The sequence below is a fragment of the Streptomyces nogalater genome (assembly GCF_039532885.1).
GTDB lineage: Bacteria > Actinomycetota > Actinomycetes > Streptomycetales > Streptomycetaceae > Streptomyces > Streptomyces nogalater.
Genome location: NZ_BAAASM010000015.1, coordinates 72,102 through 95,095, shown reverse-complemented (window position 1 = coordinate 95,095; position 22,994 = coordinate 72,102). Strand labels below are relative to the sequence as shown.

22 protein-coding genes and 2 pseudogenes are annotated in these 22,994 nt (G+C 67.5%); 8 read left to right on the top strand and 16 right to left on the bottom strand.

Annotated features, from left to right (window positions below):
- The first annotated feature begins 10 nt into the window (after positions 1-10).
- Positions 11-1,036: a nucleotide kinase domain-containing protein gene (locus ABD350_RS14110; protein WP_344348361.1), complete on the top strand. Its 1,026-nt coding sequence runs from the start codon at positions 11-13 to the stop codon at positions 1,034-1,036.
- 34 nt (positions 1,037-1,070) lie between these two features.
- Here the strand turns inward: ABD350_RS14110 and ABD350_RS14105 are convergent, their stop codons facing one another.
- From ABD350_RS14105 to ABD350_RS14090, 4 genes are read right to left on the bottom strand one after another with little or no spacing between them, the layout of a single operon-like run.
- Complete coding sequence (locus tag ABD350_RS14105) at positions 1,071-1,862, bottom strand: thymidylate synthase family protein (protein WP_344348360.1); 792 nt, start codon at positions 1,860-1,862, stop codon at positions 1,071-1,073.
- Between the two features lie 41 nt (positions 1,863-1,903).
- Positions 1,904-2,800: an ImmA/IrrE family metallo-endopeptidase gene (locus ABD350_RS14100; RefSeq protein ID WP_344348359.1), complete on the bottom strand. Its 897-nt coding sequence runs from the start codon at positions 2,798-2,800 to the stop codon at positions 1,904-1,906.
- The gene (locus ABD350_RS14095; protein WP_344348358.1) at positions 2,797-3,201 is read right to left on the bottom strand and encodes a helix-turn-helix domain-containing protein; all 405 of its coding nucleotides are present in this window, start codon (positions 3,199-3,201) and stop codon (positions 2,797-2,799) included. The genes ABD350_RS14100 and ABD350_RS14095 overlap by 4 nt, the downstream gene beginning before the upstream one ends.
- Complete coding sequence (locus ABD350_RS14090) at positions 3,198-3,482, bottom strand: acyl carrier protein (RefSeq protein WP_344348356.1); 285 nt, start codon at positions 3,480-3,482, stop codon at positions 3,198-3,200. Before ABD350_RS14090 ends, ABD350_RS14095 begins: the two co-directional genes overlap by 4 nt.
- A gap of 99 nt (positions 3,483-3,581) precedes the next feature.
- Here ABD350_RS14090 and ABD350_RS14085 point away from each other — a divergent pair, with 99 nt between their 5' ends.
- Positions 3,582-4,460, top strand: a complete 879-nt coding sequence (locus tag ABD350_RS14085; RefSeq protein WP_344348355.1) for a nucleoside triphosphate pyrophosphohydrolase family protein — start codon at positions 3,582-3,584, stop codon at positions 4,458-4,460.
- A gap of 161 nt (positions 4,461-4,621) precedes the next feature.
- Here ABD350_RS14085 and ABD350_RS14080 read toward each other — a convergent pair whose 3' ends face one another.
- Positions 4,622-4,807, bottom strand: coding sequence for a hypothetical protein (locus ABD350_RS14080; protein WP_344348354.1), 186 nt, complete (start codon positions 4,805-4,807; stop codon positions 4,622-4,624).
- Between the two features lie 668 nt (positions 4,808-5,475).
- Here ABD350_RS14080 and ABD350_RS14075 point away from each other — a divergent pair.
- The 3 genes from ABD350_RS14075 (at position 5,476) to ABD350_RS14065 (ending at position 7,088) form a co-directional block, all read left to right on the top strand.
- Positions 5,476-6,204 (top strand): coenzyme F420-0:L-glutamate ligase, encoded by a 729-nt coding sequence (locus ABD350_RS14075; RefSeq protein ID WP_344348353.1) that lies wholly within the window; start codon positions 5,476-5,478, stop codon positions 6,202-6,204.
- A gap of 348 nt (positions 6,205-6,552) precedes the next feature.
- Positions 6,553-6,837, top strand: coding sequence for a type II toxin-antitoxin system Phd/YefM family antitoxin (locus ABD350_RS14070; RefSeq protein ID WP_344348352.1), 285 nt, complete (start codon positions 6,553-6,555; stop codon positions 6,835-6,837).
- Positions 6,834-7,088: a Txe/YoeB family addiction module toxin gene (locus ABD350_RS14065; RefSeq protein ID WP_344348351.1), complete on the top strand. Its 255-nt coding sequence runs from the start codon at positions 6,834-6,836 to the stop codon at positions 7,086-7,088. The genes ABD350_RS14070 and ABD350_RS14065 overlap by 4 nt, the downstream gene beginning before the upstream one ends.
- 439 nt (positions 7,089-7,527) lie before the next feature.
- Here ABD350_RS14065 and ABD350_RS14060 read toward each other — a convergent pair whose 3' ends face one another.
- The 8 genes and pseudogenes from ABD350_RS14060 to ABD350_RS14025 form a co-directional block, all read right to left on the bottom strand.
- Positions 7,528-8,520, bottom strand: a complete 993-nt coding sequence (locus ABD350_RS14060; protein ID WP_344348349.1) for a sugar phosphate isomerase/epimerase family protein — start codon at positions 8,518-8,520, stop codon at positions 7,528-7,530.
- Positions 8,517-9,257 (bottom strand): annotated as a pseudogene (locus ABD350_RS14055) (TIM barrel protein); the annotation flags it as partial. The gene ABD350_RS14060 and the pseudogene ABD350_RS14055, both read right to left, overlap by 4 nt.
- A 12-nt stretch (positions 9,258-9,269) precedes the next feature.
- Complete coding sequence (locus ABD350_RS14050) at positions 9,270-9,440, bottom strand: hypothetical protein (protein ID WP_344348347.1); 171 nt, start codon at positions 9,438-9,440, stop codon at positions 9,270-9,272.
- Positions 9,441-9,457: 17 nt separating this feature from the next.
- Positions 9,458-10,003 (bottom strand): hypothetical protein, encoded by a 546-nt coding sequence (locus ABD350_RS14045; RefSeq protein WP_344348345.1) that lies wholly within the window; start codon positions 10,001-10,003, stop codon positions 9,458-9,460.
- A 22-nt stretch (positions 10,004-10,025) separates the two neighbouring features.
- Complete coding sequence (locus ABD350_RS14040; RefSeq protein ID WP_344348344.1) at positions 10,026-11,168, bottom strand: ferritin-like domain-containing protein; 1,143 nt, start codon at positions 11,166-11,168, stop codon at positions 10,026-10,028.
- A 66-nt stretch (positions 11,169-11,234) separates the two neighbouring features.
- Positions 11,235-13,148: a GMC family oxidoreductase gene (locus ABD350_RS14035; RefSeq protein ID WP_344348343.1), complete on the bottom strand. Its 1,914-nt coding sequence runs from the start codon at positions 13,146-13,148 to the stop codon at positions 11,235-11,237.
- A 419-nt stretch (positions 13,149-13,567) separates the two neighbouring features.
- A pseudogene (locus ABD350_RS14030) lies at positions 13,568-14,895 on the bottom strand (NAD(P)/FAD-dependent oxidoreductase).
- Between the two features lie 217 nt (positions 14,896-15,112).
- Entirely contained in the window at positions 15,113-15,247 is a 135-nt protein-coding gene (locus ABD350_RS14025; protein WP_344348342.1) for a hypothetical protein, read from the bottom strand.
- Between the two features lie 611 nt (positions 15,248-15,858).
- On the opposite strand from ABD350_RS14025, the gene ABD350_RS14020 reads away from it, so the two are divergent.
- Positions 15,859-17,382 carry an NHL domain-containing protein gene (locus ABD350_RS14020; protein ID WP_344348341.1) on the top strand — a complete coding sequence of 508 codons (1,524 nt, stop codon included), beginning with the start codon at positions 15,859-15,861 and terminating at the stop codon, positions 17,380-17,382.
- Between the two features lie 60 nt (positions 17,383-17,442).
- Here ABD350_RS14020 and ABD350_RS14015 read toward each other — a convergent pair whose 3' ends face one another.
- Together ABD350_RS14015 and ABD350_RS14010 are read right to left on the bottom strand one after the other, a co-directional pair.
- The gene (locus tag ABD350_RS14015; protein WP_344348340.1) at positions 17,443-17,979 is read right to left on the bottom strand and encodes a hypothetical protein; all 537 of its coding nucleotides are present in this window, start codon (positions 17,977-17,979) and stop codon (positions 17,443-17,445) included.
- 43 nt (positions 17,980-18,022) lie between these two features.
- A complete protein-coding gene (locus ABD350_RS14010) occupies positions 18,023-19,117 on the bottom strand; it encodes a hypothetical protein (protein WP_344348339.1) in 1,095 nt (364 codons plus the stop codon).
- A 338-nt stretch (positions 19,118-19,455) separates the two neighbouring features.
- Between ABD350_RS14010 and ABD350_RS14005 the strand changes: the two genes are divergently transcribed.
- Positions 19,456-20,175, top strand: a complete 720-nt coding sequence (locus ABD350_RS14005; RefSeq protein ID WP_344348337.1) for a hypothetical protein — start codon at positions 19,456-19,458, stop codon at positions 20,173-20,175.
- A gap of 67 nt (positions 20,176-20,242) precedes the next feature.
- A complete protein-coding gene (locus tag ABD350_RS14000; RefSeq protein ID WP_344348336.1) occupies positions 20,243-22,090 on the top strand; it encodes an FG-GAP-like repeat-containing protein in 1,848 nt (615 codons plus the stop codon).
- 113 nt (positions 22,091-22,203) lie between these two features.
- Here ABD350_RS14000 and ABD350_RS13995 read toward each other — a convergent pair whose 3' ends face one another.
- Positions 22,204-22,773 (bottom strand): hypothetical protein, encoded by a 570-nt coding sequence (locus ABD350_RS13995; RefSeq protein WP_344348335.1) that lies wholly within the window; start codon positions 22,771-22,773, stop codon positions 22,204-22,206.
- Positions 22,774-22,994: the final 221 nt, after the last annotated feature.

Genomic DNA, 22,994 nt, shown 5'->3' with positions numbered 1-22,994 from the left:
TATTGAGTTCATGGTGATGCTGTTGCAAGAGCGTTCGGAGTACGAGGTCTTAGAGAACGGCCCTTTGTCAGAGATCCATGTGGCGGGCCGTTCGTTGGTTCCCACCGTGGTGTTCGATACCTATTGGCGGTTTGCGGCGGCGCGGCAGAAGGTGTATGAGGCGCGGCTTGCCGGCGGAGAGGGACCTTTCACCGACGATCCGATCCTGCAGCGCTACCGCTTCACCAACTGTTTCCGGGCTGCTGACCGGGTCAGCCAGGACCTGATCGGCGACGTCATCTACCGCGGTGACCAGAGGTGGGAGGAGGTCTTCTTCCGGACCCTGCTGTTCAAGATTTTCAACAAGACCTCGACGTGGCGGCTGCTGGAAGCGGCGTTGGGCGAGGTGCGGTGGGACGCCTACGACTACCAGGTTTTCGACCGGGTGCTCTCGCGGGCCTTCGCCGCAGGGCAGCGGCTGTACTCGGCCGCCTACATCGTGCCTCCGCCGCAGCTCGGCGAGCAGCGTAAGCACCAAAACCATCTGCGGCTGCTGGAGATGATGATGGAGGCCGACGCGCCGCAACGTGTGCTGTCCGCGCCGACGCTTGAGGACGCCTACCGGGTTCTGCTGGGTTTCCCGGCGATCGGGCCGTTCCTGGCCTACCAGTTCGTGATTGACCTTAACTATGCGGCTGAGATGCCCTTTTCGGAGATGGACTTCGTCGTCGCCGGACCCGGTGCGCGCGATGGGATCCGCAAGTGCTTCGGGCCAGCGGCCGACGGCATAGAGGAGGACGTCATCCGCTACATGGCCGACACCCAGGATGAGCACTTCGCCCGGCTCGGGCTCGCCTTCGCTGGGTTGCGCGGGCGTCGGCTGCAGCTGATCGACTGCCAGAACCTGTTCTGCGAGGTAGACAAGTACGCGCGGGTCGCCCACCCCGACATCGCCGGGATCAGCGGGCGCAGCCGTATCAAGCAGACCTACCGGCAGCGGTCCGACCCGATGCCGGCTTGGTTCCCGCCCAAGTGGCAGCTCAACACCAGTCGCTGACCGGGACGCAGCATTGACTCCGCCCGGATGGGTGTCATGCCGCCAGACGGCTGGTACCGCTCAGCAGGGGACGCAGCTGGGTGATGGGTCCGTCCAGCTGGGCGTGCCCGGCCACCACGGTCAGGGTTCCGCAGGAGAGTCCGGCTTCTTGGGCGATGTAGGCGAGCAGGCGGCCCAGACCGAGGTAGTTGCCGTAGGCGCGTTCGAACATGTAGTGGCTGCGGTAAAGGGCCATGGCGTGGACTCGTAGGTCGCGGTCCAGCTGGAGGGAGATGTGACTCAGGCAGGGGAAGCCGATGTAGCTGTTGTCCTTGCCTGCGGTGTGGACCAGTAGGTCCGCACCCGTGTCCTCGTGCGCATCCGCGGGTGCGGCCAGGTCGATTTCGTAGGCGGCGGCGATCCTGTTGCCCGCTGCCTGGGACCGCAGCCGGGCGATGACGGTGCCGAGCTGGTCGACGCCGGTCTTCGACGCCGCCGGGTAGGACACCAGGCGGCCGAAGTAGGTGCCGCGCTGGTTGCCGGGGTACCGCCTGATCGCCTGGTACATCCGCCGATAGCGCTCGGCGAGTTCATCCGGCCCTGCGCACCGTGCCGCCAGGGTCGCGGGGAACAGGGTGCTGGCCACAGTCTCCAGCGGCCACAGCCCGTGCGCGGTGCGCAACCGGTCCAGCTCGCTGCGCAGCGCCGCGTCGTCGCTGGTCGGGTCGGTGATGCGCACCACCGTGTGCAGGCCGGTCCGGCCCGGGTTGTCCTTGCGGTCCAGCGCGTTGCAGGCGGCGACCCAGGCGTGGGCGACGTCGCGTCCGGTCACGGTGAAGCTGTGCATGAGCCCTCCCGGTACGTACGGTGTATTCCTGCAGCCCGTGCTCAGGCGGGCCAGACCTCGTCCACTCCGCAGCGCGGGACTTCGCGCACTACTGTCAGCCGCAGCTGACATTCGCGAGCGGGCACGTTGACCTGCACCGAAGCCTCCTTGCCCGGTGGCATCTCGGCGGTCATCACAGCAGCCGTAAGCGGGACTGGTCCGTCGCTCGTCCACTGCTCCAGCCCTTTGGGCAGTGCATCGAAGGCCGCGCCGGGCAGGTGCAGTACCAGGACATCGGCTGCGTCGGCATAGATGATCTGGCCGTCTGTCGCCTCTGTGATCACGTGCACGTGCGCCTGCCCAGGCAGCTCGGCGCCGCCCGCCAGTGAGCTGCGGAGGGTGGAGGGCGGAATCCTGCTCCACTGGGCGGCCCTGTCCGCGTTTAGTAGCCGGAGGTTCACCAGATGGCGAACTGTCCCGGCGTAGGACGTGCCCAGTTCGCGCGCCACCCGGTAGACGTCTTCGGGACGCGACGGCCGGCCGCCGCAGACCCTTCCCAGTGCTGCCCGCACCGCCGGCAGCGGCATCAGGAACCACGCCGCGAATGCCTCCGCCGTCTTCTCCTCCTCGGGCCAGCTGCCGTCACCCCAGCGCAGCGCCGGGTCCATCTCCTCGTCCGCGGCGGTGCGATGACCCAGCCGGTGATGCCCCAGCTCATGCGCGGCCGTGTGCCGCTGGGTGACGGCGTTGAGCGAGGCGTTCAGCAGCACGGCCGGCCCCTGGTCGGCGGGGGAGAAGTACACGCCGAACAGCCGGGGCATCGGCTGCGCCATCCCGACCACGCCCGCCGCTCCCAACGCCTGGTGCACGTGGACGTACCGTGTGCGGTCGATGCCAAGGTCGCGGTGCGCCTGGACGGCGGCGATCGACGCGATGCGGTGAGCTAAGGCCCAGTTCACGCCGTCGGACTCCCTCCGCCGGCGCCCTGCTCCTCGCGCTCTGCCGCTCGCCGCAGCGTGAGGTACTCGGCGAACTCCAGCACTGTTTTGGCGTCCCCGTCGGTGAGCTTGGCCAGCGCCCGCGGCAGACCGGCCAGCGAGTACTCGCTGGCGTCGGCGTCCTTCTCCTCGGCCAGGAAATAGGCGACCGGCTGCCGGTACAGGCGGGCCAGCTTCTTCAGCTCCAGGCTGTCCACCCGCCGCTCGCCACGCTCGATGTCGCTGATGGCCGAGCGCGGGATGCCGGTGGAATCCGAGACGAACTGCTGGGACATGTTCAGGTAGTCGCGGGTCTTCTTCAGCCGTTCACCGAGCCGCACCAGCTCAGGATCACGGTCACGGGTGTCCGAGGGAGGGGTCATGACTGCTGCCTTTCAATGATGGCGTCCAGTACCGCCGCGGCGAATGCCCGCACTGACCGGGTGGCCTGGGCCGCTTCCCGGTCCGCGGGAATGGCGACGTGGTAACGCTCCTCAATGCGCGTGAGGATCTCGACCACCAGCAGAGAGTCCACGGGCAACTCGCGCCCACCCTGCTCCAGTTCAGAGCGGAGCTCATCGGGCGAGACGCCCTCGTGCTCGGCGAGGAAGTCGATGACGACCGAGGTGATGTCGTCTGTGCTCGGCGTGCCTGTGTTCGACAACTCTCCCCAATCGTCTGCGTTTCCAACGACGTTGTCGTAGCATACGACATGTTGTCGGGTAAGCCAACGGGGCTGTCCCAAGATCAGACAGGTGTGAGTGTGGACTTCAAGCGCTACCAGGAAGCGGCCGTCAAAACCCTCCAACCCCCGGCGGAGGGCACCGATCCCGTGCTCGTCCCCCTCCTCGGCCTCGCCGGCGAGGTGGGGTCCCTGACCACTGCCTACAAGAAATTTCTGCGCGATGGCCCCGCCTTCGAGCAGGGCAAGCACCAGTTACGCGAGGAACTTGGCGACGTCCTCTGGTACATCGCAGCCCTGACCCACCGCTTCGGGCTCGACCTCGACGATGTGGCCGCTGCCAACCTGGAGAAGACCAAAGACCGTTGGCGCACCACTCCCCGCGACGAACACACCCCCTTTGACACCGACTTCCCTCCCCACGAGCAACTGCCCCGCAAGACCACACTCACCTTCACACCGACGAAGACCGACGACGGTCGTACCGTCGTCGTCCTCACGCAGGAAGACGGATCTCCTGCCGGCGACCCGCTCACCAGCGCCTCGCATATCGAAGACGGCTACCGATTCCACGACGTCTTCCACCTCGCCCACGCCGCCGTCCTCGGCTGGTCACCCGTCACCCGCTTCCTGCTGGGCCGCAAACGCAAAAGCGACCCCCGCACTGACGAAGCCGAAGACGGCGGCCGCGCCATCGCCATCGAAGAAGGCATCTCAGCCCTCGTCTTCTCCTATGCCGCCCGCCACCGCTACCTCACCGACATCAAACACATCGACCACGAACTTCTCGCCACGATCGGTCACATGACTGCCCACCTCGAAGTCAGCATCTGCCGCGCCGCGGACTGGGAGCGCGCCATCCTCACTGGCTACGCCGCCTGGCGGCAGCTTCGCGAACACGACGGGGGCACCGTCCACCTCGACCTCGACCAGCGAACTCTCACCGTCTCCCGGAGCTGACGGCACAGCGGTTCGCAATCCCCGGCTGGGGACACGCCGAACCCCCTTTGGCTGCGCCCTGCCGGCAACGGCAGGGCGCAGCGGCGCCTTCGGAGCGGCTTCTTGCGGCGGCGCCGTGGGTGTCCGAGTGCACAGAATTGCAGATGGACGTCGGCGGCATATCAGGTTGGCGGGTCGAGGTAGCAGGCGACGTCGTGGCGGACGCGGGTGAGGGTTTCGGTGTCATAAAGGATGGCGAGTTGGTCGGCGATGTCGATGAGGGGAGTGAGGCGCTCCATGAGCCCGTCGGCGATGCGGTCGAGCGCTTCGTCGTGGCCCAGGATGCTGCGTGGCTTGTGGTAGCGCACCTCAGGAGGGCGTCGAGGACGGCCAGGACGGCGGGCTATTCGAGGGGTGTTCGATGTAGCGGGATGGGAGCTGGTTGATCCAGAGGGCGGGGACCGAGCTTTCCCGGAAGGCGGCGGCTGGGACGGACGGGCGAACAGACGCTGACGGCCGGGCTCGAAAACCCCGACGCGACGTCCTCTTCCGCGACCAGGAGGCCCACGCCGACAGGGAGGAGAAGCGGCGTCGTGCCGCTGAGCAGTGTGCAAGCGGTGCGGAAGGAAGTTCACCGACCAGCGCCGGGAGGAGACCACCGTGCACCGGCATGGTGCCGAAGGCCGACGACCTGTTGGTGCGCGGCCTCTGTCATACCGACGACGTCGCCCGGCGGGCAGCCGCCCGCCTTCAGGCTGCCGTGCCACCGGAGACAAAGGCGGAGCCGGAGCATGACCGCGACCAGGAGCCGGGTAACCCCCGCCTTGGCCCGTCCTCCGCCGCGGATGACCGCACACGGTGACGCCGCCCCTCCCACAGGACACGGGGAGGAGGCGGCGTTGCCGGACAGCAGCCCGGGTCAGGCCGGAGCGGCCTGCTTCGCCAGCGCGGCGAGCGAGGAGCGTCGGCCGCCCACCTCGCCTGGGCCGTTGCTGTCGTACGGGGCGCTCTGGGGTCCCTTGGTCGCTTGGCGCCGATGACCGCCGCTCCGACTTCCGGCTTCTCCGCCTTCGCCCTGGAGCCCCTCTCTGAACTCCAGCCGGGCGACGATCTCGCCGGCACCATCACCGGTGTCCTCAGCCGCACCGGCACCGAACTGCGTAGCGGCGACATCGTCGTCGTCGCCAGCAAGGCCGTGTCCGTGGCGGAGAAGCGGTACGTCGACCTGGCCGACGTCACCCCCGGCACCGAGGCACTCGCCCTGTCCGCCAAGACGGGCAAGCCCGCCGAGATCGTGCAGCTGATCCTCGACTCCTCCACCGAGCACTTCCTGGCCACCGAAAAGGGGCCGATCATCGCCCGCCACACGCTCGGCTACCAGCTCACCTCCGCCGGGATCGACCGGGCCGGCACCGAAGGCGCCTGGTTGCTGCCCGCAGACCCCGACGCTTCCGCCCGCTCCCTGCGCGACGCCCTGCACACATACTCCGGTACCACCGTCGCCGTGGTCATCGCCGACTCCGACGGCCGCGCCGACCGACGCGGCGCCACCGTCATCTCCATCGGCGCGGCAGGCGTGGCGCCCCTGCGGGTGACGGAGCACGGCGGCAAACGGCAGGAGGAGACCTTCACCGACCTCATTGCCGCGGCAGCCGGCATCATCCTCGGCCAGCGCGGCCGTGGCGCACCGGTCGCGATCCTGCGCGGCATCTCCTACGACCCCAGCGACGAGGGCGTGACCGCGATGCTCCACCACCAGCCGTGACGCTCGTCATCATGCCGCCCGCCAGAGCGACCGAGACGCCGCATGGTGCTGGGATACGGCCCCGTGCTGGGATGGTGCTGGGATGACCGGCTTCAAAGACGTGCTTACGCAGGTCACAGCGCTGTGTCCGACGTTCCGGTTCAATGTCTGAGCGGACGAAATAACACCGCGTTGACGGCTGGCAAACATGCAGGTCATAAGGGGTCGGCTCTTCTGAGAGTCGGCCCCTTGTTGTTCCCGTGCTGGGATGGTGCTGGCTTACCTGATGACGTGTCATCTACTTGGTTCCGCCTTGGGCGGCAGTGAGTGGTACGATATCCGGTACCACTTGATGTAGGGAGTCAGCTCATGTCGATAACCGCGAGCGAAGCCCGCAAGGCTCTCTTTCCTCTGATCAAGAAGGTCAACGACGATCACGAGGCCATCGAGATCGTCTCCAAGCACGGCAATGCTGTGCTCGTCTCGGCCGAGGACTACGCGGCGCTACGCGAGGGCTCGTACCTGCTGCGCTCTCCCGCGAACGCTCGTCGCCTGCTCAAGGCGTATGAGAACGCATTGGCCCACGCCAACGTGTCGGAACGCGAGCTGATCGACCCCGATGCGTGGGACGTCGACGCCGAGGGTGCCGAGTGAGGCTCCTCTTCGAGGACCAGGGCTGGGAGGACTACACGTCCTGGCTCAAGAACGACCGCAAGACGCTCGCTCGGGTCAACAGGCTCATCGAGGACGTCAAACGGGACCCCTTCATGGGGATCGGCAAGCCCGAGCCACTCAAATACCACTTGCCCGGGGCGTGGTCGAGGCGGATCGATGATGAGCACCGGCTCGTCTACCTGGTCACTGACAGGGAGATCGTGATCCTTGCAGCGCGCTATCACTATTAGTCCCAGGGCGGTCCCCCGCAGGGTTGTCACTGCTCTGCCGAGCAGGTGCCGGGGTGCTCACCGTTTCTGGGCATGAGGGTCAGTACGCGAGGCAAGGGCTGCGGAAGCAGCGAGTCGCCTCGCGAAGTCGGCGACAGCCGACCTGTCCACATGTGAGCACGCATCGCCGAGCCGGGCCTCCCAGTCAGGACGGAAGTCGTATGCGAGCAGGTGCCCTTCTCGGTGGGTGCCAGGGCTGCAGCCGAGCAGAGCGTCCAGCCCAGGTGCCGGGAAGACTACAGGGGACCGGAAGATCTCGCGCTCCGCGGCGCCCGGGGCAAACCGGCTTTGGCCCAGAAGGAAAGCCGGATCCACCAGCCGCCCGGCTTCCTCGCACCAGACGGTCACGTGCCCCCGGACCTCACCGTCTCGCGTGACCGTCGGTGATGGGCAGCCCGGATCAGGTCGCGGTCAGTGTGGCCAGCTCCGAACGCAGTTTCTTGATGCCGTCCTCGGCAACCTCGTAGGCGCTCGGCACGCCCGGGACTGGCTTGTCCTCCATGGGGATCCAGAACTTCCGCCTTGTCAGCCGCAGCGAAGTGAGGAACGCCGGGATGGCGTTGAAGACTTCGATGAGCAGCGGGCCGTCGTACACGGGCAGGATGGGGTCGAGGAACGTGCGCCAGGGGATCCAGCTGTCCGCGACCTCGCCGCGGTCTGGCGGGGACACCTGCACGTAGTGCAGGCGCTGCTGGTCGGAGGCATCCCGGACGTCGCGGCGGTACGCCTCCGGGCCGCTGCTGCCGAGGACGACGTGGGAGCTGTCCACGCACACGCCGATATGCGGGCTTCGCACGCCGGCGAGGAAGTCGAGCACGTCGCGCACCATGTTCGGGGCCGGTGTCTCCCAGTGGTCGACGGGTTCGATGCCGACCCGGACACCCTTCTGCGCCGCGTATTCGCCGAGCTGCTCGAAGAGCGGCTGCGCGATGTCGTACCGGGGCCGCAGCCAGTCCTGCAGCGCGTCACTCCACAGCGGTTCGCCGTTGTGGGTGGGAAACACGTTGTAGGGGAACAGGACAGGGCCCGCCATGATGGTGCCGCGCAGGGCCGCTGTGATGTCCATCCTGGACTTGAGGTAGGCCAGAGCCGCCTCGCGTTCCTCGGGGTGCAGCGATGTGGGGTTGTAGGCCGGCGTCGTGGCCACGTTGGTGGTCAGACCTACGTTCTCCAAGCCGGCCGCGTCGAGGGCCTTCCTGAGCTTTTCGTAGCGGGGTACGTCCGCTTGGGGATCGCCCGCGTCGTTCGGGAAAACGGGCAGGTCGAAGCCCGTGTATCCGATGTCCCGCAGCTCCCTCATGTGCCTGACGACGACCTCGGTGTGCTGGGGGTCATCCGGGTGCAGGTTGACGGTGAACATGAAGAAGCTGAGGTAGATGTCGCGTGCGTTCATCGTTGCCACCCCAGGGCTCCGGTGAGGTAATCGTGGGCCATCTTGGCGTACGTCAGCGGGTGCGCCGTCGCCGGGTGCTGTTCGGCCTCGACGACCAGCCATCCCTCGTAGCCGGCTTGCCCCAGCGTCGAGAGGATGGGCTCGAAGTCGATCGCGCCTGCTGGGTCTCCGGGCACGGTGAAGACGCCTGCCAGGATTCCCCCCTGGAAGGACAGGTGGTCGCTCTTCACCTTGTCGACCACGGGCTGGCGGACGTTCTTGAGATGAACGTGCTTGATCCGCTGCTTGTGCCTTTCCACGGCCGTGAGCGGGTCGTCGCCCGCGAACCGGAGATGCCCGGTGTCGAGCAGCAGATGCACGTAATTCGGGTCGGTTCCCGCCATCAACCTGTCGATGTCCTCGGCCGTCTGCACGCCAGTGCCCATGTGATGGTGGTAGCACAGTCGCATGTTCTTGCCCGCGGCCAACTCGCCGATTACGTTGAGCCCTCCGGTGAGGAGACCCCATTCTTTGTCGGTGAACTCGGGGCGGTGCTTGAAAACCGGGATGGGCTGCAGGTGTGACGACATCCCGAATTCTGCGACGACGATGTCCCTGCCGCCCACTTTCCCGAGGAACTCCAGTTGCCTCTTGAAGTTTTCGACGGTCCGGTCTTTGTCACCGATGGTGAAGTAGGTGCTCACCCAGGGCTCGGACACCTTCAGGCCGCGCAGGTCGAGTGCCTTCTTCAGTACGGCGGGGTCGGTCGGCTACTTGTGACCGATGCTGCAACCCTGGAATCCCGCGAGCGCCATCTCGCTCACGCATTGCTCGAACGGGATCCCGATGTCGATCAGCGGAAAGTCGTCGTTCCACCACAGTGTCGGCGTCACGCCGAGTGACACCCTGTCGGGACCCAGGTTCGGGACCGTGCTGGTCATGACACTTCCTCCTCTTGTCAGTCCTCGAAAACGGGCGGATTGACCCACGATCCGTAGCCTGGCGCCTTCGCGCCGGACGGGTGGGCGCCGATGGCCCGCCACAACAGGCCCTCGGTGTAGGCGTCGGGGGAAACGACGAACGGGGGTTTGCGTCCCTCTCCGCCGTGCGCGCGCTCTTCTCCGGCCTGGTGTTGTGCGGACATGGCCTGCCAGGACTGGCTTCCCTCGGGCTGGCTGTCATCCGGGACGGCGGGCTTCGATCCGCTCTTCCCGGGCGCCGTCCAGGCCGCCACGTCCATGCGTCCCGCCAGTTCCGGGCCGTACCAGACGCCGACATACCAGAGCTTGACGATGCTTCCCACTACTGGATCGGCGGGGACGGCAGAGGGATCGACAGCCATCGCCTTCTGGATCGCGTCCGGTCCTTCTTGATCCACGACCGTCTTGTAGTACGCCTCCGCCTGACCAGTTCCCCACAGGTCGAACTCGCTGAACCCGGTCACAGCGGCAGAGAACTTCACGAAATCGCGCAGATTCTTTTCTGCGTCCGTTGCTTGTGTCATGATCCCGCCTCCCTCGGCGGCCTTAGATCTCGAATGTCGGGCCGGCGTTCTTCCCTGGATGCCCTGTGAGAGGGTTGCGGATGAGTCGGTTCATGCTGTCGCGCACGCGGAACATCTCCCAAACCGCCTTGAGCAGAAGGTCGGGCTGGCCGTTGTAGGCCAGATTGACGTTGGTCAGGAAGGTGGCATAGAACTCGTTGAATTCCTTGGCCGCCGCCTGGATTTCCGGGTCTCCCGCGAGGTCCGTCAGCTTGATGTCCGGCTTCACTGGATAGACGGCATCCCAGTCGACGTGGAGAACCGGGCCGGAAGGCTCGTCTGGCTTATCGCCCTTCTGGTAGTACCTCCCCTTTTTCAGCTGCTGGAACCTGTAGTAATGGGCGATCTCGTCCTGGCTGTCGTAGATTCCGCCGTACAGCCCTTCGCCCTGCTCTGCGATGAGGGTCAGCGCCGCGACCGCGGTGTCGCGGCCGGTCACCACGATCACATCGCCGCCACCGGAGTAGAAGTACTCGGGAGTCACCTGGCGAGCGGGATCGCCGGTGAAAATCGTGGTCCCTGCCTGACGGGCCTGGTCCTCCAGGTGGTTGATGCCCCGGATGATCTCCTCGTAGAACTCACCGATGCTTGAGAAACGCTTGGTGGGTTCTCCAGGGACGACGCCGAAGAGTGTCCCGGATTCCTCAAGCTCCGCTAGTTTCTCCGGTGGCGGCGGCGCGCCGTCGGACGTCAGTCCAAGGGCCGCCCAGTCCATCGGTACGAACCTGTCTTCCTCGGTGGCTGCCTCCGGGGGCTTCTCGATCTTCAGGAACGTGTCGAGAGCCTCGCGCGAGAACGGCCGGAGATGGACGTCGAAGTAATCGGGACCACACGGCAGGTGCGTCGGATATTTCGGTACGAATCCCGGCTTGGTGAGGTCCGGCTTCCCGCCCACGGCGTTCAGGACGTTCGCGACCAGGGTGAGGTGCAGCATCTCCTCGACGGCCACGACCCTGATGACATGCCGGGCATCCGAGTTCGTCTCCGGATGCAGCGAGTAGAGCGCGGTCAGGTAGGGCGGGAGCGTCGCATGCTCCAGCTGGAGCCCCTTGTAAAGGTAGTCGTACAGCTCCTCGATGGTCTTGATCTTGGGGTCCGGAGCGGGCTCTGGTTCTGAGACGGACATGTTCCCCCAATCGTGGGCGGTGGACGGTGGGCGGTGTCGCGTTCGACCCGTCGATCTGCAAGCCGTCTAGCTGCGGACGGCGGCCGGCGCCTTCGCGGCGCGCAGGTACTTGACGATGTGGGCCGCACTGCGGAAGGCGAGTGCCGCCATGGTCAGGCTGATGTTGGACGTCCCGATCGAGGGCATGCTGCCGGGCCCGACCAGGTAGAGGTTGTCGTGGTCCCACGAGTGCTGGGTGTGGTCGACCACGGAGTTCGCCGGGTCGGTCCCCATGATGTGCGTGCCCGCCAGGTGGTTGCCGCCCACGATGTTGTACCACTGGCCGTCGTGCTCGACGGCGCTGTAGCTGTTCTTGTTGTACGTGGTCCTGTCCTCGGCGCCGAGCTTCTCGAAGATGTCGGTCGCGAGCTTGCGGGCGAACGCGGCGCCCCGCATGGTGTAGGCCGGGATCTTGAACGACACGACCGGCTTCAGGTTGCCGAGGGCATCCTTGTATCGCTCGTCCACGGTGACCGTGTTGTTCCTGTCGGGCAGCAGGTCGATCATGAAGGCCAGCAGAAGCTGCCGGGAGATCTGGTTCCCGAGTGTCCTGCGCAACTCCCGCCCGCGCAGGCCCCGCTTGTCCACGAGTTCGACCAGGTCCGTGTAGGGCGAGCCGGTCGCCCACCCCCAGCCGTCGTTGTGGATGTCCACGCCGAATCCGGCCTGGGTCGCGCGGAATCGCCCGCCGCGCAGGTCGGTGATCCCGCCCGTGCAGGTTGTGCCTCGCATCGTGCCGGCCGGCTCGGGCAGCAGGCCCCAGGTCAGCAGGTACGCGTGGTCCATCAGGTTGCGGCCGATCAGCTTGCTTCGGCTCATGTGCTGCATGTCGGAGGCCAGCATGAGCCGGGCGTTCTCGATGGCGTGCGCGCAGAGGATGTACACGGCGCCCTCCACCGTGTACTCCGTGTACTTCTCGGAGCCGAGCGACTCGTATTTCTTGAAGGTGATCCCGGCCACCCGTTGGTTGTGCTCGTTGATCTCCACCTTGGACGCGACGGCCTGGGTCACGATTTTGACGTTGCCCTTGCTGAGCGCCTTGGCCAGCGTCTTTCCCGAGTGATATTTGGCCTGTACCGGGCAGATCGGGACGCAGTTGGTGTTGCCCTGACAGCGCTCGCCCTCTTCCACCTGGCTCGTGCTCACCGCACCGACCGGGACGAAACCCTTGCCGCCGTCGTACGCGGCGTTCGGCACGCCGTTACGGGCCTGCGGAAAGCTCCGCACCTGGAGCGTGTATTCGTCGTCCGCCAGGTTGACCCGCATGCCGTCCACACCCCGGGCGACCACCTGGTCGAGATAGGACGGCGGCATGCGGTGCATCGGGAACACGTATCCCTCCGGGAAATGCATCCCCAGGTACGTCTGGTCCTTGACTTCGGCGGCTACGCCCAGTTCGGCCTCGGCCTTGCGGTAGTAGGGTTCCAAGTCGTTGTAGCTGAGCGGCCAGTTCAGGCCCTGTTTGTACGTGGTTCGCAGGTCGAAGTCCTCGGGAAGCATGCGCAGCGCTTTCCCCTCCCAATGCATGGAGGTGCCGCCGAGGACCCGGGTGAAGGTGGTGTCCGTGCAGTACTTGTCCTCTTGCACGAGGTAGAAGTCGTCTCGGGGTGTCTCCGGATGCACCGGCATGGTGTCGGTGCTCCTGGGCATGCGGGCATTCGGGTTGAACGGGTACGGAGACTGGTTGTCCTTGATGACAGCGCCGTAGAACCGCGACAGGTACGACTCGTACTCGGCGAGGTCCAGGTCCTTGCCGGGGCCGGCTTCGAGAATCAACACCCTGTAGCCCGCCTGGCCCAGCTGCTCGGCGACGATGGAACCCGCCATGCCGCCACCGACGATGACGGCGTCCCACACGCCTTGAGCAGCCTCTGCGGCGCTGGTCTGCGTCGCGGCACCGGCTGGGAAGATCACCTGGTCCGTACCGTCGTAAGACATCATTGACGCCCCTTGTCGCGTCTGGGGGTGACCTCACCCCGGTTATGGGCAGAACGGCCCGGTGACAGATCCCACCAGCCGTCAGAACGGATGATGATGGAATGACTTCGAAGGCCGCCCCTGCCACTGGCGAAGAGAACCAGCTCAAACTCAGAGTTCAAGCTGGAGAACTAAGGAAGGCAAGCATCGCGGCGCCCACTGGTGAACCGCTTACGTCTGACGCCGCTCGCTGATCCATTGGGGACCGAGGGGAAGGGCCTCGGTACGAGGCTTGCATAGACGCTGTCATTCCGCTCTACCGGAGCGGGGATCTCGTCGTTGAATCCATCGTTCGGGCGTCATCGGTGAGCCTTTCCAGCATTACCCCTCCAGGGTGAGGACGGCCTTGGCGATGACGATCAGGTGTTCGGGGGAGAGGCTGGTCAGGCGTAGTAGGCGCTCAGCGCCGCGTTGGCCGTGTCGCCGTCCAGCTGCAGTAGTTGCGCCCGGCCGATGAAGTAGTTGTGGACGGCCAGCGCGGCCGCCGCTCCCTCTCCCGCGGCCATGGCGATGCGACGCACCCCGCGGTACCGCACGTCTCCGGCGGCGAAGACCCCCGGCACGCTGGTGGCGTACGCCGGCATGTCCAGGCCGGTGACGTCTGTACCCGTGGCCACGTACCCCTTGGTCAACTGGACGTTTGCGCTCTGCAGCCATTTGGTGTCCGGGTCGGCGCCGATCAGCACGTAGACCGAGCGCACCGGCAGGGTCTCCAGGGAGTCGTTGGGCGTCCGCAGCCGCACGTCGGTGAGCCGTCCCTTCGTGCCTGCGTACTCGTCGATCTCGGTCTTCTCGCGGACCACGATGCCGGACTCCTGTATTCGGTCCTTCAGTTGCTGCAGCATCGCGGAGTCTTTGAGGTGCCGCGGACGAGCAGGGTGACCTTGGTGGACTTCTCCGCGAACATCAGCGCGGCGCGACCCGCGGTGTCGCCGGCACCGACGACCACGATCGAGTCGTCCTTGGAGACCTGCCCGGCGTCCGCGGGCAGGGCCATGTAGTAGACGCCGCGACCCTCGTAGTCGCGCTCGTGCTTCCCGCCCTGGCGGCGGGCGGCCACTCCGCAGGACAACACCACGGCGGCAGCGTTCAGTTGGACCGACCGGCCGTCGTCGTGTCGCGCTGTCACCCGCAGTCGCCTGAGCGGGGGCTGCCCGTCGCCGGTATCGAGCTCCCTCAGCGTCGACAGACTCTCGACCCGGCAGGCGGGGAGCCACTCCACTTTCATGTTCAGCGCCTGACGGAGTCCTCGCTGGGCCAGCTCACCGGCGGTGATGCCGTCGGGGAAGCCGAAGTGGTTGTCGATGACGTTGACGGCGGTGCCTGCCGCGCCGCCGGGCGCCTCGTTCTCGACGATCAGCACCTTGTGGCCGAACAGGCCGGCGTGGTTGATCGCCGCGGTCAGCCCCGCCGGCCCGCCGCCGACCACGACCACGTCGTAGTCGGAGCCGCCGCTGTACCTGGTCAGGTGCAGCGCCTCGGCCAGGGTGATCAGCGGCGGGTTCCGCAGCTCTCGCCCGTCGATCCACACGGTGACCCCCGCTTGTCCCGCGGGAGCGTCCCGGACGTCGAACGGGACGTGGTTGAGCAGCAGGAAACGGACCACGCGGTACACGTCGGCATCGCGGCGGTCGCCTTTGACCAGTCCTTTCTGCTGATCCTCGGGTGCCGTGTCGTAGGAGCATCCGCTCCAGCCGCGGCCACAGATCATCCTCGTCCGGGCGGGCAGGCAGCACCTGGATGCCGCCCTGGCCCTCACTGCCGGCCCGGACACCGCTGTCGGACAGCAGCAGGCGCCCGGCCGGCGGAACAGCGCCGGTCTCCCGCAGCAGGTCCGAGCCCGATCCGTCGGGCAGGTCCTCCGCCGCCACCACGGCCGCGACACGCCGTCCGGCCGACGGGCAGCGCCCTCCAGTACCTGCTCGGCCTCACCACGTGTAGCGGCGCTCAGCACCTCGTAGGCACCGGCGAAAACGCTCGATCCGTTCGGCCAGATCCTGCGCCGACCAGCGGTCTGCGCCTGCCACCACAATGGTGGCGCGTCGGTCGGTGGTGCCGGGCATCACAGCTCCTTCATCATCGCGGTCGGGGCACCGCAGCCCGCCGGTGCGGGCGCGTACCGAGGACGGGCGACGGCGGGGTGTCAGGGCACTGCCACGCCGCCGGTGCAGCCACCAAGAGCGGGCGACCCCGACCCAAGATCACTGTCCGCGGCACAACCGGCACGGAGGCGCGCGGATCCTCCCCCGATCAGCGGACGGCGCACCGGGAGGGGCAGCTGCTGCCCGGCCTCGTTGACGTCGTGGACCGCGGTACGGCCGTGGCCTTGCGGGAGAGTGCACGTGCTCGACCGCAGGGTTCCGTTCCAAGGCGCGAAATCAGCCAGTCTCGTCGTAGTGGGCCGTGCGTGCGAGCGCGCCGCTCGGGGGCGGCGTGAGATTCACCCTTGCGGGCGGTGTGAGTGACACGAACGGGTGACGGCGGCTCTTGGGGTAGTCCGGGGCCGACTCACGGTTGGTGGACTCGCAGCTGTCAGGTTCTTGGCACTCGTACGTGACTCCGGGAGAGCGGGGTGGCGTAGGCGATGTCTTGCGGCGCAGCGATTTTTCTCAGGTCGGGAATCAATTGACAGCCGCCTGTCGTGGGCGGTTGGTGAACGGTGAAGGGACGAACGATGAGCACTGCCCCCGTAGCCACGAATGACGAGAGCTCCGTTCCGCCGATCAGTACGGTCGCGGGGACCGGGGTCGCCGGATACAAGGGAGACAACGAGGCTGCCGTTTCGGCGCAGTTGAACCGTCCGTACGGGATCGTGGTGGACAGTACCGGCACTCTCTACTTCACCGATTTCCAAAACCATCGGGTCCGGAAGATCGCTACCGACGGGAAGGTCAGTACGGTCGCGGGGACCGGGGTCGCGGGGTTCGGCGGGGACGGTGGTCCTGCCGTCTCGGCCCAGCTGAACTGGCCGCGTGAGCTGGCGTTGGACAGCGAAGGCGCTCTCTATGTCGTCGATTCCAATAATCATCGCGTTCGGAAGATCACGGCCGACGGAAAGATCAGCACAGTGGTCGGTACCGGTGTTGCCGGGTTCAGTGGGGACGGCGGTCCCGCCACCGCCGCCCGGTTGAATATCCCGATGGGGGTGGCGGTCGACAGCGGCGGCGCTCTCTATGTCACCGAGTACAACAACAACCGGGTCCGGAAGATCACCACGGACGGGAAGATCAGCACGATCGCGGGGAACGGGGCCGCGGCGTTCGGGGGAGACGGCGGGCCGGCGGTCTCGGCCCAGTTGAACCGCCCCCACGCGGTGGTGGTGGACGGCGCGGGCGTCCTCTACATCGCCGATGGCGAGAACCACCGGGTCCGGAAGGTCGCGGCCGACGGGAAGATCAGCACGGTCGCGGGTACCGGGGTCGCCGGCTTCAGCGGTGACGGCGGTCCGGCGACCTCCGCGCAGTTGTACCTCCCCGTGGGGCTGGTGCTGGACAGCGCGGGCAACCTCTACATCACCGAGTTCCGCAATCACCGGATCCGGAAGATGACGACGGACGGGAAGATCGGCTCCGTCGCCGGCACCGGGGTCGCGGGCTTCGGCGGAGACGGCGGGCCGGCCGCTCCGGCCCAGCTGAACCACCCGTTCGGCCTCGCTGTGGACTGCGTCGACACCCTCTACATCGCCGACTACAACAACAACCGGATTCGGAAGATCGCTTCGGCGCGGTTGGCCGGGCTGCCCGAGTCGGGCGCGGTGGTCTCCTGGGCCAGCGTGCGCAGCAGGCTGCGGATGGGGGTGTGGCGTGAGTCCACCCGGGACGGCGCCGAGGTCCACCAACTGCTCGCCACCCCCAGGGACCATCAGCGGTGGCGGCTGGTAGCGGCGGGCCAGCACAACGGCGACGTGCTGTACCGGATCGAGAACGTGCGCAGCGGCAAGGTCCTGGAGGTCCCCGGAGCGCAGCAGCTGTCCGGTGCTGTCGTGGCGCAGCGCGCCTACGGGGGTGCCGACGCGCACCACCAGCAGTGGAGGCTGATCCCGGTGGGCCCGGTGGCCGGCGCCTCGCGGGTGTACGAGATCGCGAACCGGCACAGCGGTCTGCTGCTGCGGGTCGACACCAACGCCCGAACGGTGATCACGCAGGACGGGGCGGAGGGCGACCACCGGGACCGGCAGTGGCAGTTGCTGCCCGTGTGAGGCACGAGAGAGGGGGGGCAGGGGCGAGACCGCCCCTGCCCCCCCTCGGAAGCCGCGTGGTCAGGTGGACGCGGGCGGGTCCTCCGCGGTCGGCTTGAGCGTCTTGGGTGTCTTGGGGGGCTCCGGCTCCTGGGCGGTGGGCTCGGGGGCGGTGGGGGGCTCCGGGGTCTTGGGCATCTTGGCGAAGTCGTCCTTCTCGGGCCTGTTCGCCAGGTCCTTGTCCTTTTGCAGGCCGCTGTGCTTCGTGATCGTCGTACTCGACTCCTGCATGCCGGCGGCAGCGGTCGTGGACACCGAGCCGGGGTCCCGGGCGTACCGGGCCTGGGCGTCGGCCGACGCCTGGGTGGTCTGGACGAAGGAGCCGAGGAAGCCCAGGATGGCGCGTGCTTCGGGCGACGTCTCCTGTACGACCTTCGCGCGGGAGGAGGCCCCGTGGATCGCGTTGTCGAACAGGCTGGTGCTCGTGTCGTCGTACGTACCGTCGTCGGCGTCCTCGAAGTCGACGTCCGCACCGGGCTGTGGCTTGGAGCCGTCGGTGGTCACGGAGAAGAGCCCGGCGCTCTTGCCCGCGGAGTTGAAGATGTTGTCGAACACCATGGTCGTCACCTCTGGTCGTCGTCGTGGCGGCGGCGCCGCGCGGTCACGGCTGCTTGTAGAGCGTCTGCTGCCTGAGGGTCAGGTTCTCGACGTCGAGCATCGTGTGGTCGACCTCCAGCGCGGAGACCACCTCGGCCAGTCCCTTCATGCGGAAGCCACCGGGCGCCAGGTCGATGTCGCCGATGTCACGGGCCACCACGTGGTCGAGACCGGGGTAATTCCCCGGCTGCGGGGGAGAAAGGACCGCCACCGGTACGGCGTACCGCACCGCGATCAGCCCGGAGAAGGTCACCGGGATCTCGTAGGTGTACTGCTTGCGGGTGCGCCGCTGCGTGACGAGGGTCTGCACGCGGGAGTTCGCCGGCACCTTGCCCGAGATCTGCGACTTCGAGGCCCAGCTGGTGGTCAGGGAACCCCCGACGGTGGCCGCGATGCCCAGCGCCAGCGACGCGTTGAGCGAGGCGTTGCCGGTGGCGCTGCCCGACGTCGTGAACCCCACCGAGTTGGTCATTCCGTTCGTCGAGGAGTTCGTCGCCGACGTGCTCGCGGACGTCTCGCTGGTGTTGGCGTTGTCGACTCCGACGCTGTCCTTGCTGTTCTTGTTGGTCACCGTGTTGGAGTTCCGGTTCGTCGTCCCGTTCTGGCACGACGCCTGGAGCTGCGACTGGAGGTCCAGGCGCAGCTGGTTCTGCAATTGCAGCTGGAGCGAGGCACCGATGCTGCCGCCGAAGGTGAGCTTGGCGTCCCCGTGGAGTGACCACGTGACCCCGTTGGAGACGGTGAAATCGACCGAGTCGGTGAACGTCATCTCGGACTGGCTGCGGTTGACGTAGGAACGCGAGGAGAACGTGTCGGGCGGGGGCTGGCCGATGTCGCCCCGCTCCTCGATCAGCGGCTCCCCGAGAGTCATATAGGCGAGCCAGCCCCGCTCGAACGCGGTCCCGGAGAAAGTGCCGAAGCTCGACTTGTTCACCGAGAACCCGACGGGCTTGTGCTTTACGCCGTTGTTGTCGACATAGACCAGGTTGGGGTGGTTCAGGATAACCTGCCAGGTCTGCTCGATATCGAGTTCCCGCAGGTTCTTCTTCGTCAGCGGCTGGCGCTTGGCACGTTCCAGGATGTACGCGGTGGAAGGCATTCCCTGTCCTCGACTGATTCCGGTCGAACCGTGCTGGGTGAAATGGAAACAGGTATCTACGCGTGGTCTGACAATCGAAGCTAGCACGGGCCCGATTCCCCGGTGGAGGGTCTTCCCGCATCACGCTCAATCGGGTGATGAGTGTTCCATAGCAGTACTCAACTCGTCGCCCATTACGGTAACTTGAGGCTCAGTCGGCCGCCGATGACCTGACTCATTTCTGCCGTTCGCGTTTCCGATGGCGGCGGTCAAGCCCGGCGAATCTCCATGTGAACAGGCCACGGTGTCGAGTATCCGACGCGTTGTTCTCCACTTCCAGAACAGGTGAGGTTTCCGCGATGTACACCCAAGAACGTACGGCGATGTCGAATCTGGTGGTCGGCGGTCCGGTGGCGGTGAACAGTTATGACAACGCGATTGTGGCCGCGCTGGTCGAGAACCGGCCGGTCATGCTGGTCCACGCCTTCAACGGCGGCTATCTGCGGCCCGTCGACCTGAAAGAGGAGAGCCACGACAAGGGGGTCCAGCTGGCCACCGCACTCGACTCGGCCACCAAGGAGGCGAAGGGCCACCTCTGGCACATCACCCCCGCCGGCTTCTTCGGCCAGCGACCGCTGTACTTCATCGAGAGCGCCGCGGGCCAGGTGACGCCCAAGCCGCCCGCCGCGGGGCAGGCCGACGCCGGACGCGGTGACGACGGCACACGCAAGCCGCAGCGCAGGCGCGTCACCGTCCACCGGGATGCGCCGAAGAGCACGTGCGACACCGTTCAGGTGGGCCTGCCGGACAAGGTCGGGGAGAACTGGCGCGGGAAGAACGGCGCGCCCGAGGACACCCAGCTCTGGGTCGTCACGGTGACGCCGTGGGGCGGGATCACCTTCGTGCCGATCACCCATCCCGACGCCATCCTCGGGTTCAAGGACCATGCCGTGGCGGCCAACGGCGAGGTACGTGTCACCTACAACTGGGGCGGGGACTTCACCGGGACGGTGATCAACACGTTCTACCCGCGGCTGCCCAACGAGTGGGACGTCCCGTACCACCACGTCTTCACGTGATCCGCGGCCACCACCTCGCCACACCCGTCCCGAGCCAACGCCCCAACCGCCTGGAAGAGGCATCACGATGCCCGTGCCCACGGAAGAACTGAAACTTCACATCGTCAACGCCGCCACCGGCGCAATCCTCGGTGCCAAGGCCGTGCCGAGCGCGGACGGGGCGCTCGTCGTCCGCGACTTCCCCGACGGGGGCCCGAATCCGCAACAGTGGCAGCTCACGCCCGTGCCGAGCGCGCAGGGCGGGCAAGCGCCAGCGGACCGCACCTATGTGATCCGCAACGCGGCCAGCGGCAAGGTGCTCGACGATCCCGCCGCCGCGGACCGTGGCGTCCGCCAGTGGGACGCCACCGCCGGCCGGAAGGGCCAGCAGTGGCACGTCGTCCCCGTCGCGGGCGAAGCGGGCCTGTTCTTCATCGAGGGTGTCGCCGACGGGGCCGTTCTCGACCTCGCCGACCCCGGCGCGGAGGACACCCGTGTCGTCCTGCGCGAGTACGACGACCATGCGGAAAGCCAGCGGTGGCGGTTCGTCACGGCCGAACCCGAGCGGCTCGGCGATCCCGTACTGCGCTGGGCGTCCCTGAGCCACTGGAACGGCCGCCGGTCCTGGCGGCTGGACCGCTCGACCGCGCTGCGGCCGGCACCCGACGCGACACCGTCCTTCAGCGACATGCTGCTGGTCCTCCAACGGTTCGGAAGCGACCAGGACGCCGGCGGGTGGAGGAGCGACGGGCCCACCCCCTCGACCGGCGGGCGAACGGGCTGGTGGGCAGGGCTCGGAGCGCGGTTCCTCGCCGACACCGCCGGAGCGGGGCGCGCGGACATCGTCGGGCTCAAACCCGCGAAGGGGGCGGTGACCTCGCCCGGCAGGGGCGACGGTACGTTCGACGACGAAGAGCGCGTCCTGCACCCCACCGCGCCCTCCTCGAATCCCGCCGACCTGTGGACCCTCGTGGACACGACGGGCGACGGCCGGCCCGATGTCGTCGTGCTCGCCTCCGACGGTGTCCGGGTGTCCGCCCGCGACGAAGCGGGAGCGTTCGCGCCGGCCGGCGGCAAGCTGGTGCTCAAGGCGTTCGGGCACGGCCGGCAAGCGGGCGGCTGGCTGGCCGACAAGCATCCCCGCTTCCTCGTCGACACCACCGGTGACGGACGCGTCGACATCGTCGGCTGTCACGAGGACGGCGTGTGGATCTCGCTCCAAGGCGAGGACGGCACGTTCGCGCCGCTCGCCGGTCAACCGGTGCTCAGGGCGTTCGGGCACGGCGAGAAGGCGGGCGGCTGGCTGGCCGACAGGCATCCCCGTTTCCTTGTCGACACCACCGGTGACGGACGCGTCGACATCGTCGGCTGTCACGGGGACGGCGTGTGGGTCTCGCTCCAGGACGAGGACGGCGCGTTCGCCGAGCCCTTGTACGTCCTCGACGACTTCGGCGTCGACCAGGGATGGGTCTCGGCCGAGGAACACCCCCGCTTCCTGCTCGCGACCACCGGGGGCGGAGCGGCGGACATCGTCGGGTTTGGCCCGCAGGGTGTCGTCGTCGCACGCGGGCGCGGTGACGGCACGTTCGAGCCCGCACAGCTCGTCCTGAACGACTTCGGGGCCGCCCAGGGGTGGACGGGCAAGAAGCACCTTCGCCTCCTCGCCGACGTCACCGGCGACGGCACCTGGGACATCGTCGGTTTCGGCGACGAGGGAGTCTGGGTGTCGCACAACCGCGGCGACGGCCGGTTCGAGCACGCCCAGCTGGTGTGCCGCGGGTTCGGGTACGACGACGACGCCGGCGCCTGGCGAGTCGACCGCCACCCCCGGTTCCTCGCCGACGTCACCGGTGACGGACGCGTCGACATCGTCGGCTTCGGCGGCCCGGGCGTGTACGTGGCCCGGAACCTGTACCGCCGCTTCCGCACTCGATAGCCCTCCAGACCTCCGGCCGTATCCCGCCAACCGTCCACCGGGGTACGGAGCACGCACACGACATGACGCCCGGTCATCCCCCAGGGATGGCCGGGCTTCCGGCATACCCGGGGTCATCGGACCGGATGGAGGGTGCGGGGGCGGGCCAGGGGGGTGAGGGCGGCCATGAGGACGAGGGCTGCCAGGGGGATCAGGTCGAGGTCGACGGTGATCAGGAGGAAGAACACGGACGCGAGGGCCGGGCTCCACAACGGGAGCTGCCTGGGGCGAGTGGTCACCAGCATGATCAGGAGGGTGAGCAGGCCGAGTTGGAAGGCCAGGGGGCCTGCCAGCTCCAGGGGGGCGGGGAGCGGGGCCCTGTCGGAGAGGGTGGGGAACAGGTCGCCCAGGATCACCCACACGAAGCAGGCCGCGCCGAGCAGGCCCGCGGCCGCGGCGGCGCCGGCCGCGGTTCTCCTGCGGGCCGTGGCCGTGGGGACCAGGGCGCGTAATTCCCTCACCAGGGCTCCTAGCAGGAGGAAGGCGGCCAGGAAGCATAAGTGACCGACGTTCCAGGCCAGTCCTGGGCCGTGGTGGCCGTCCATGCCGTCGATCAGGCGCAGCACGCCGTACGACAGCAGGAGCAGGGGGATGAGGGCGCAGCACAGTCGGGACAGCCGGGTCGCGGGGGGTGTCGAGGTCATGCTTCCACGGTCTCGGTACGGGGCGCGTACGGGTATCGGGACCATCCCCCAGCGGCCCCGGGCAGGTCCCCTAGGGGTTGAGCGGATCGGGCACCGGGATTTTCGGGGGCGCGCGGCTCGGGACCGGTACGCGCCCCCCTCCGGTGCGTGTTCCCGGCGGTGCGTGTTCTGGACGGTGGGTGTTCTCGGCGGTGATCGGGGTGGTCCGGGCCTTGCCCGGG

What these genes read in the sequence shown, in the direction of transcription:
- ABD350_RS14000 (WP_344348336.1), top strand. Translation starts at nt 20,243, where the DNA reads ATGCCCGTGCCCACGGAAGAACTGAAACTTCACATCGTCAACGCCGCC.
- ABD350_RS14025 (WP_344348342.1), bottom strand. Translation starts at nt 15,247, where the DNA reads ATGCCCGGCACCACCGACCGACGCGCCACCATTGTGGTGGCAGGCGCA.
- ABD350_RS14035 (WP_344348343.1), bottom strand. Translation starts at nt 13,148, where the DNA reads ATGATGTCTTACGACGGTACGGACCAGGTGATCTTCCCAGCCGGTGCC.
- ABD350_RS13995 (WP_344348335.1), bottom strand. Translation starts at nt 22,773, where the DNA reads ATGACCTCGACACCCCCCGCGACCCGGCTGTCCCGACTGTGCTGCGCC.
- ABD350_RS14070 (WP_344348352.1), top strand. Translation starts at nt 6,553, where the DNA reads ATGTCGATAACCGCGAGCGAAGCCCGCAAGGCTCTCTTTCCTCTGATC.
- ABD350_RS14015 (WP_344348340.1), bottom strand. Translation starts at nt 17,979, where the DNA reads ATGGTGTTCGACAACATCTTCAACTCCGCGGGCAAGAGCGCCGGGCTC.
- ABD350_RS14040 (WP_344348344.1), bottom strand. Translation starts at nt 11,168, where the DNA reads ATGTCCGTCTCAGAACCAGAGCCCGCTCCGGACCCCAAGATCAAGACC.
- ABD350_RS14075 (WP_344348353.1), top strand. Translation starts at nt 5,476, where the DNA reads ATGACCGCCGCTCCGACTTCCGGCTTCTCCGCCTTCGCCCTGGAGCCC.
- ABD350_RS14005 (WP_344348337.1), top strand. Translation starts at nt 19,456, where the DNA reads ATGTACACCCAAGAACGTACGGCGATGTCGAATCTGGTGGTCGGCGGT.
- ABD350_RS14060 (WP_344348349.1), bottom strand. Translation starts at nt 8,520, where the DNA reads ATGAACGCACGCGACATCTACCTCAGCTTCTTCATGTTCACCGTCAAC.
- ABD350_RS14095 (WP_344348358.1), bottom strand. Translation starts at nt 3,201, where the DNA reads ATGACCCCTCCCTCGGACACCCGTGACCGTGATCCTGAGCTGGTGCGG.
- ABD350_RS14050 (WP_344348347.1), bottom strand. Translation starts at nt 9,440, where the DNA reads ATGACCAGCACGGTCCCGAACCTGGGTCCCGACAGGGTGTCACTCGGC.
- ABD350_RS14105 (WP_344348360.1), bottom strand. Translation starts at nt 1,862, where the DNA reads ATGCACAGCTTCACCGTGACCGGACGCGACGTCGCCCACGCCTGGGTC.
- ABD350_RS14010 (WP_344348339.1), bottom strand. Translation starts at nt 19,117, where the DNA reads ATGCCTTCCACCGCGTACATCCTGGAACGTGCCAAGCGCCAGCCGCTG.
- ABD350_RS14020 (WP_344348341.1), top strand. Translation starts at nt 15,859, where the DNA reads ATGAGCACTGCCCCCGTAGCCACGAATGACGAGAGCTCCGTTCCGCCG.
- ABD350_RS14045 (WP_344348345.1), bottom strand. Translation starts at nt 10,003, where the DNA reads ATGACACAAGCAACGGACGCAGAAAAGAATCTGCGCGATTTCGTGAAG.
- ABD350_RS14110 (WP_344348361.1), top strand. Translation starts at nt 11, where the DNA reads ATGGTGATGCTGTTGCAAGAGCGTTCGGAGTACGAGGTCTTAGAGAAC.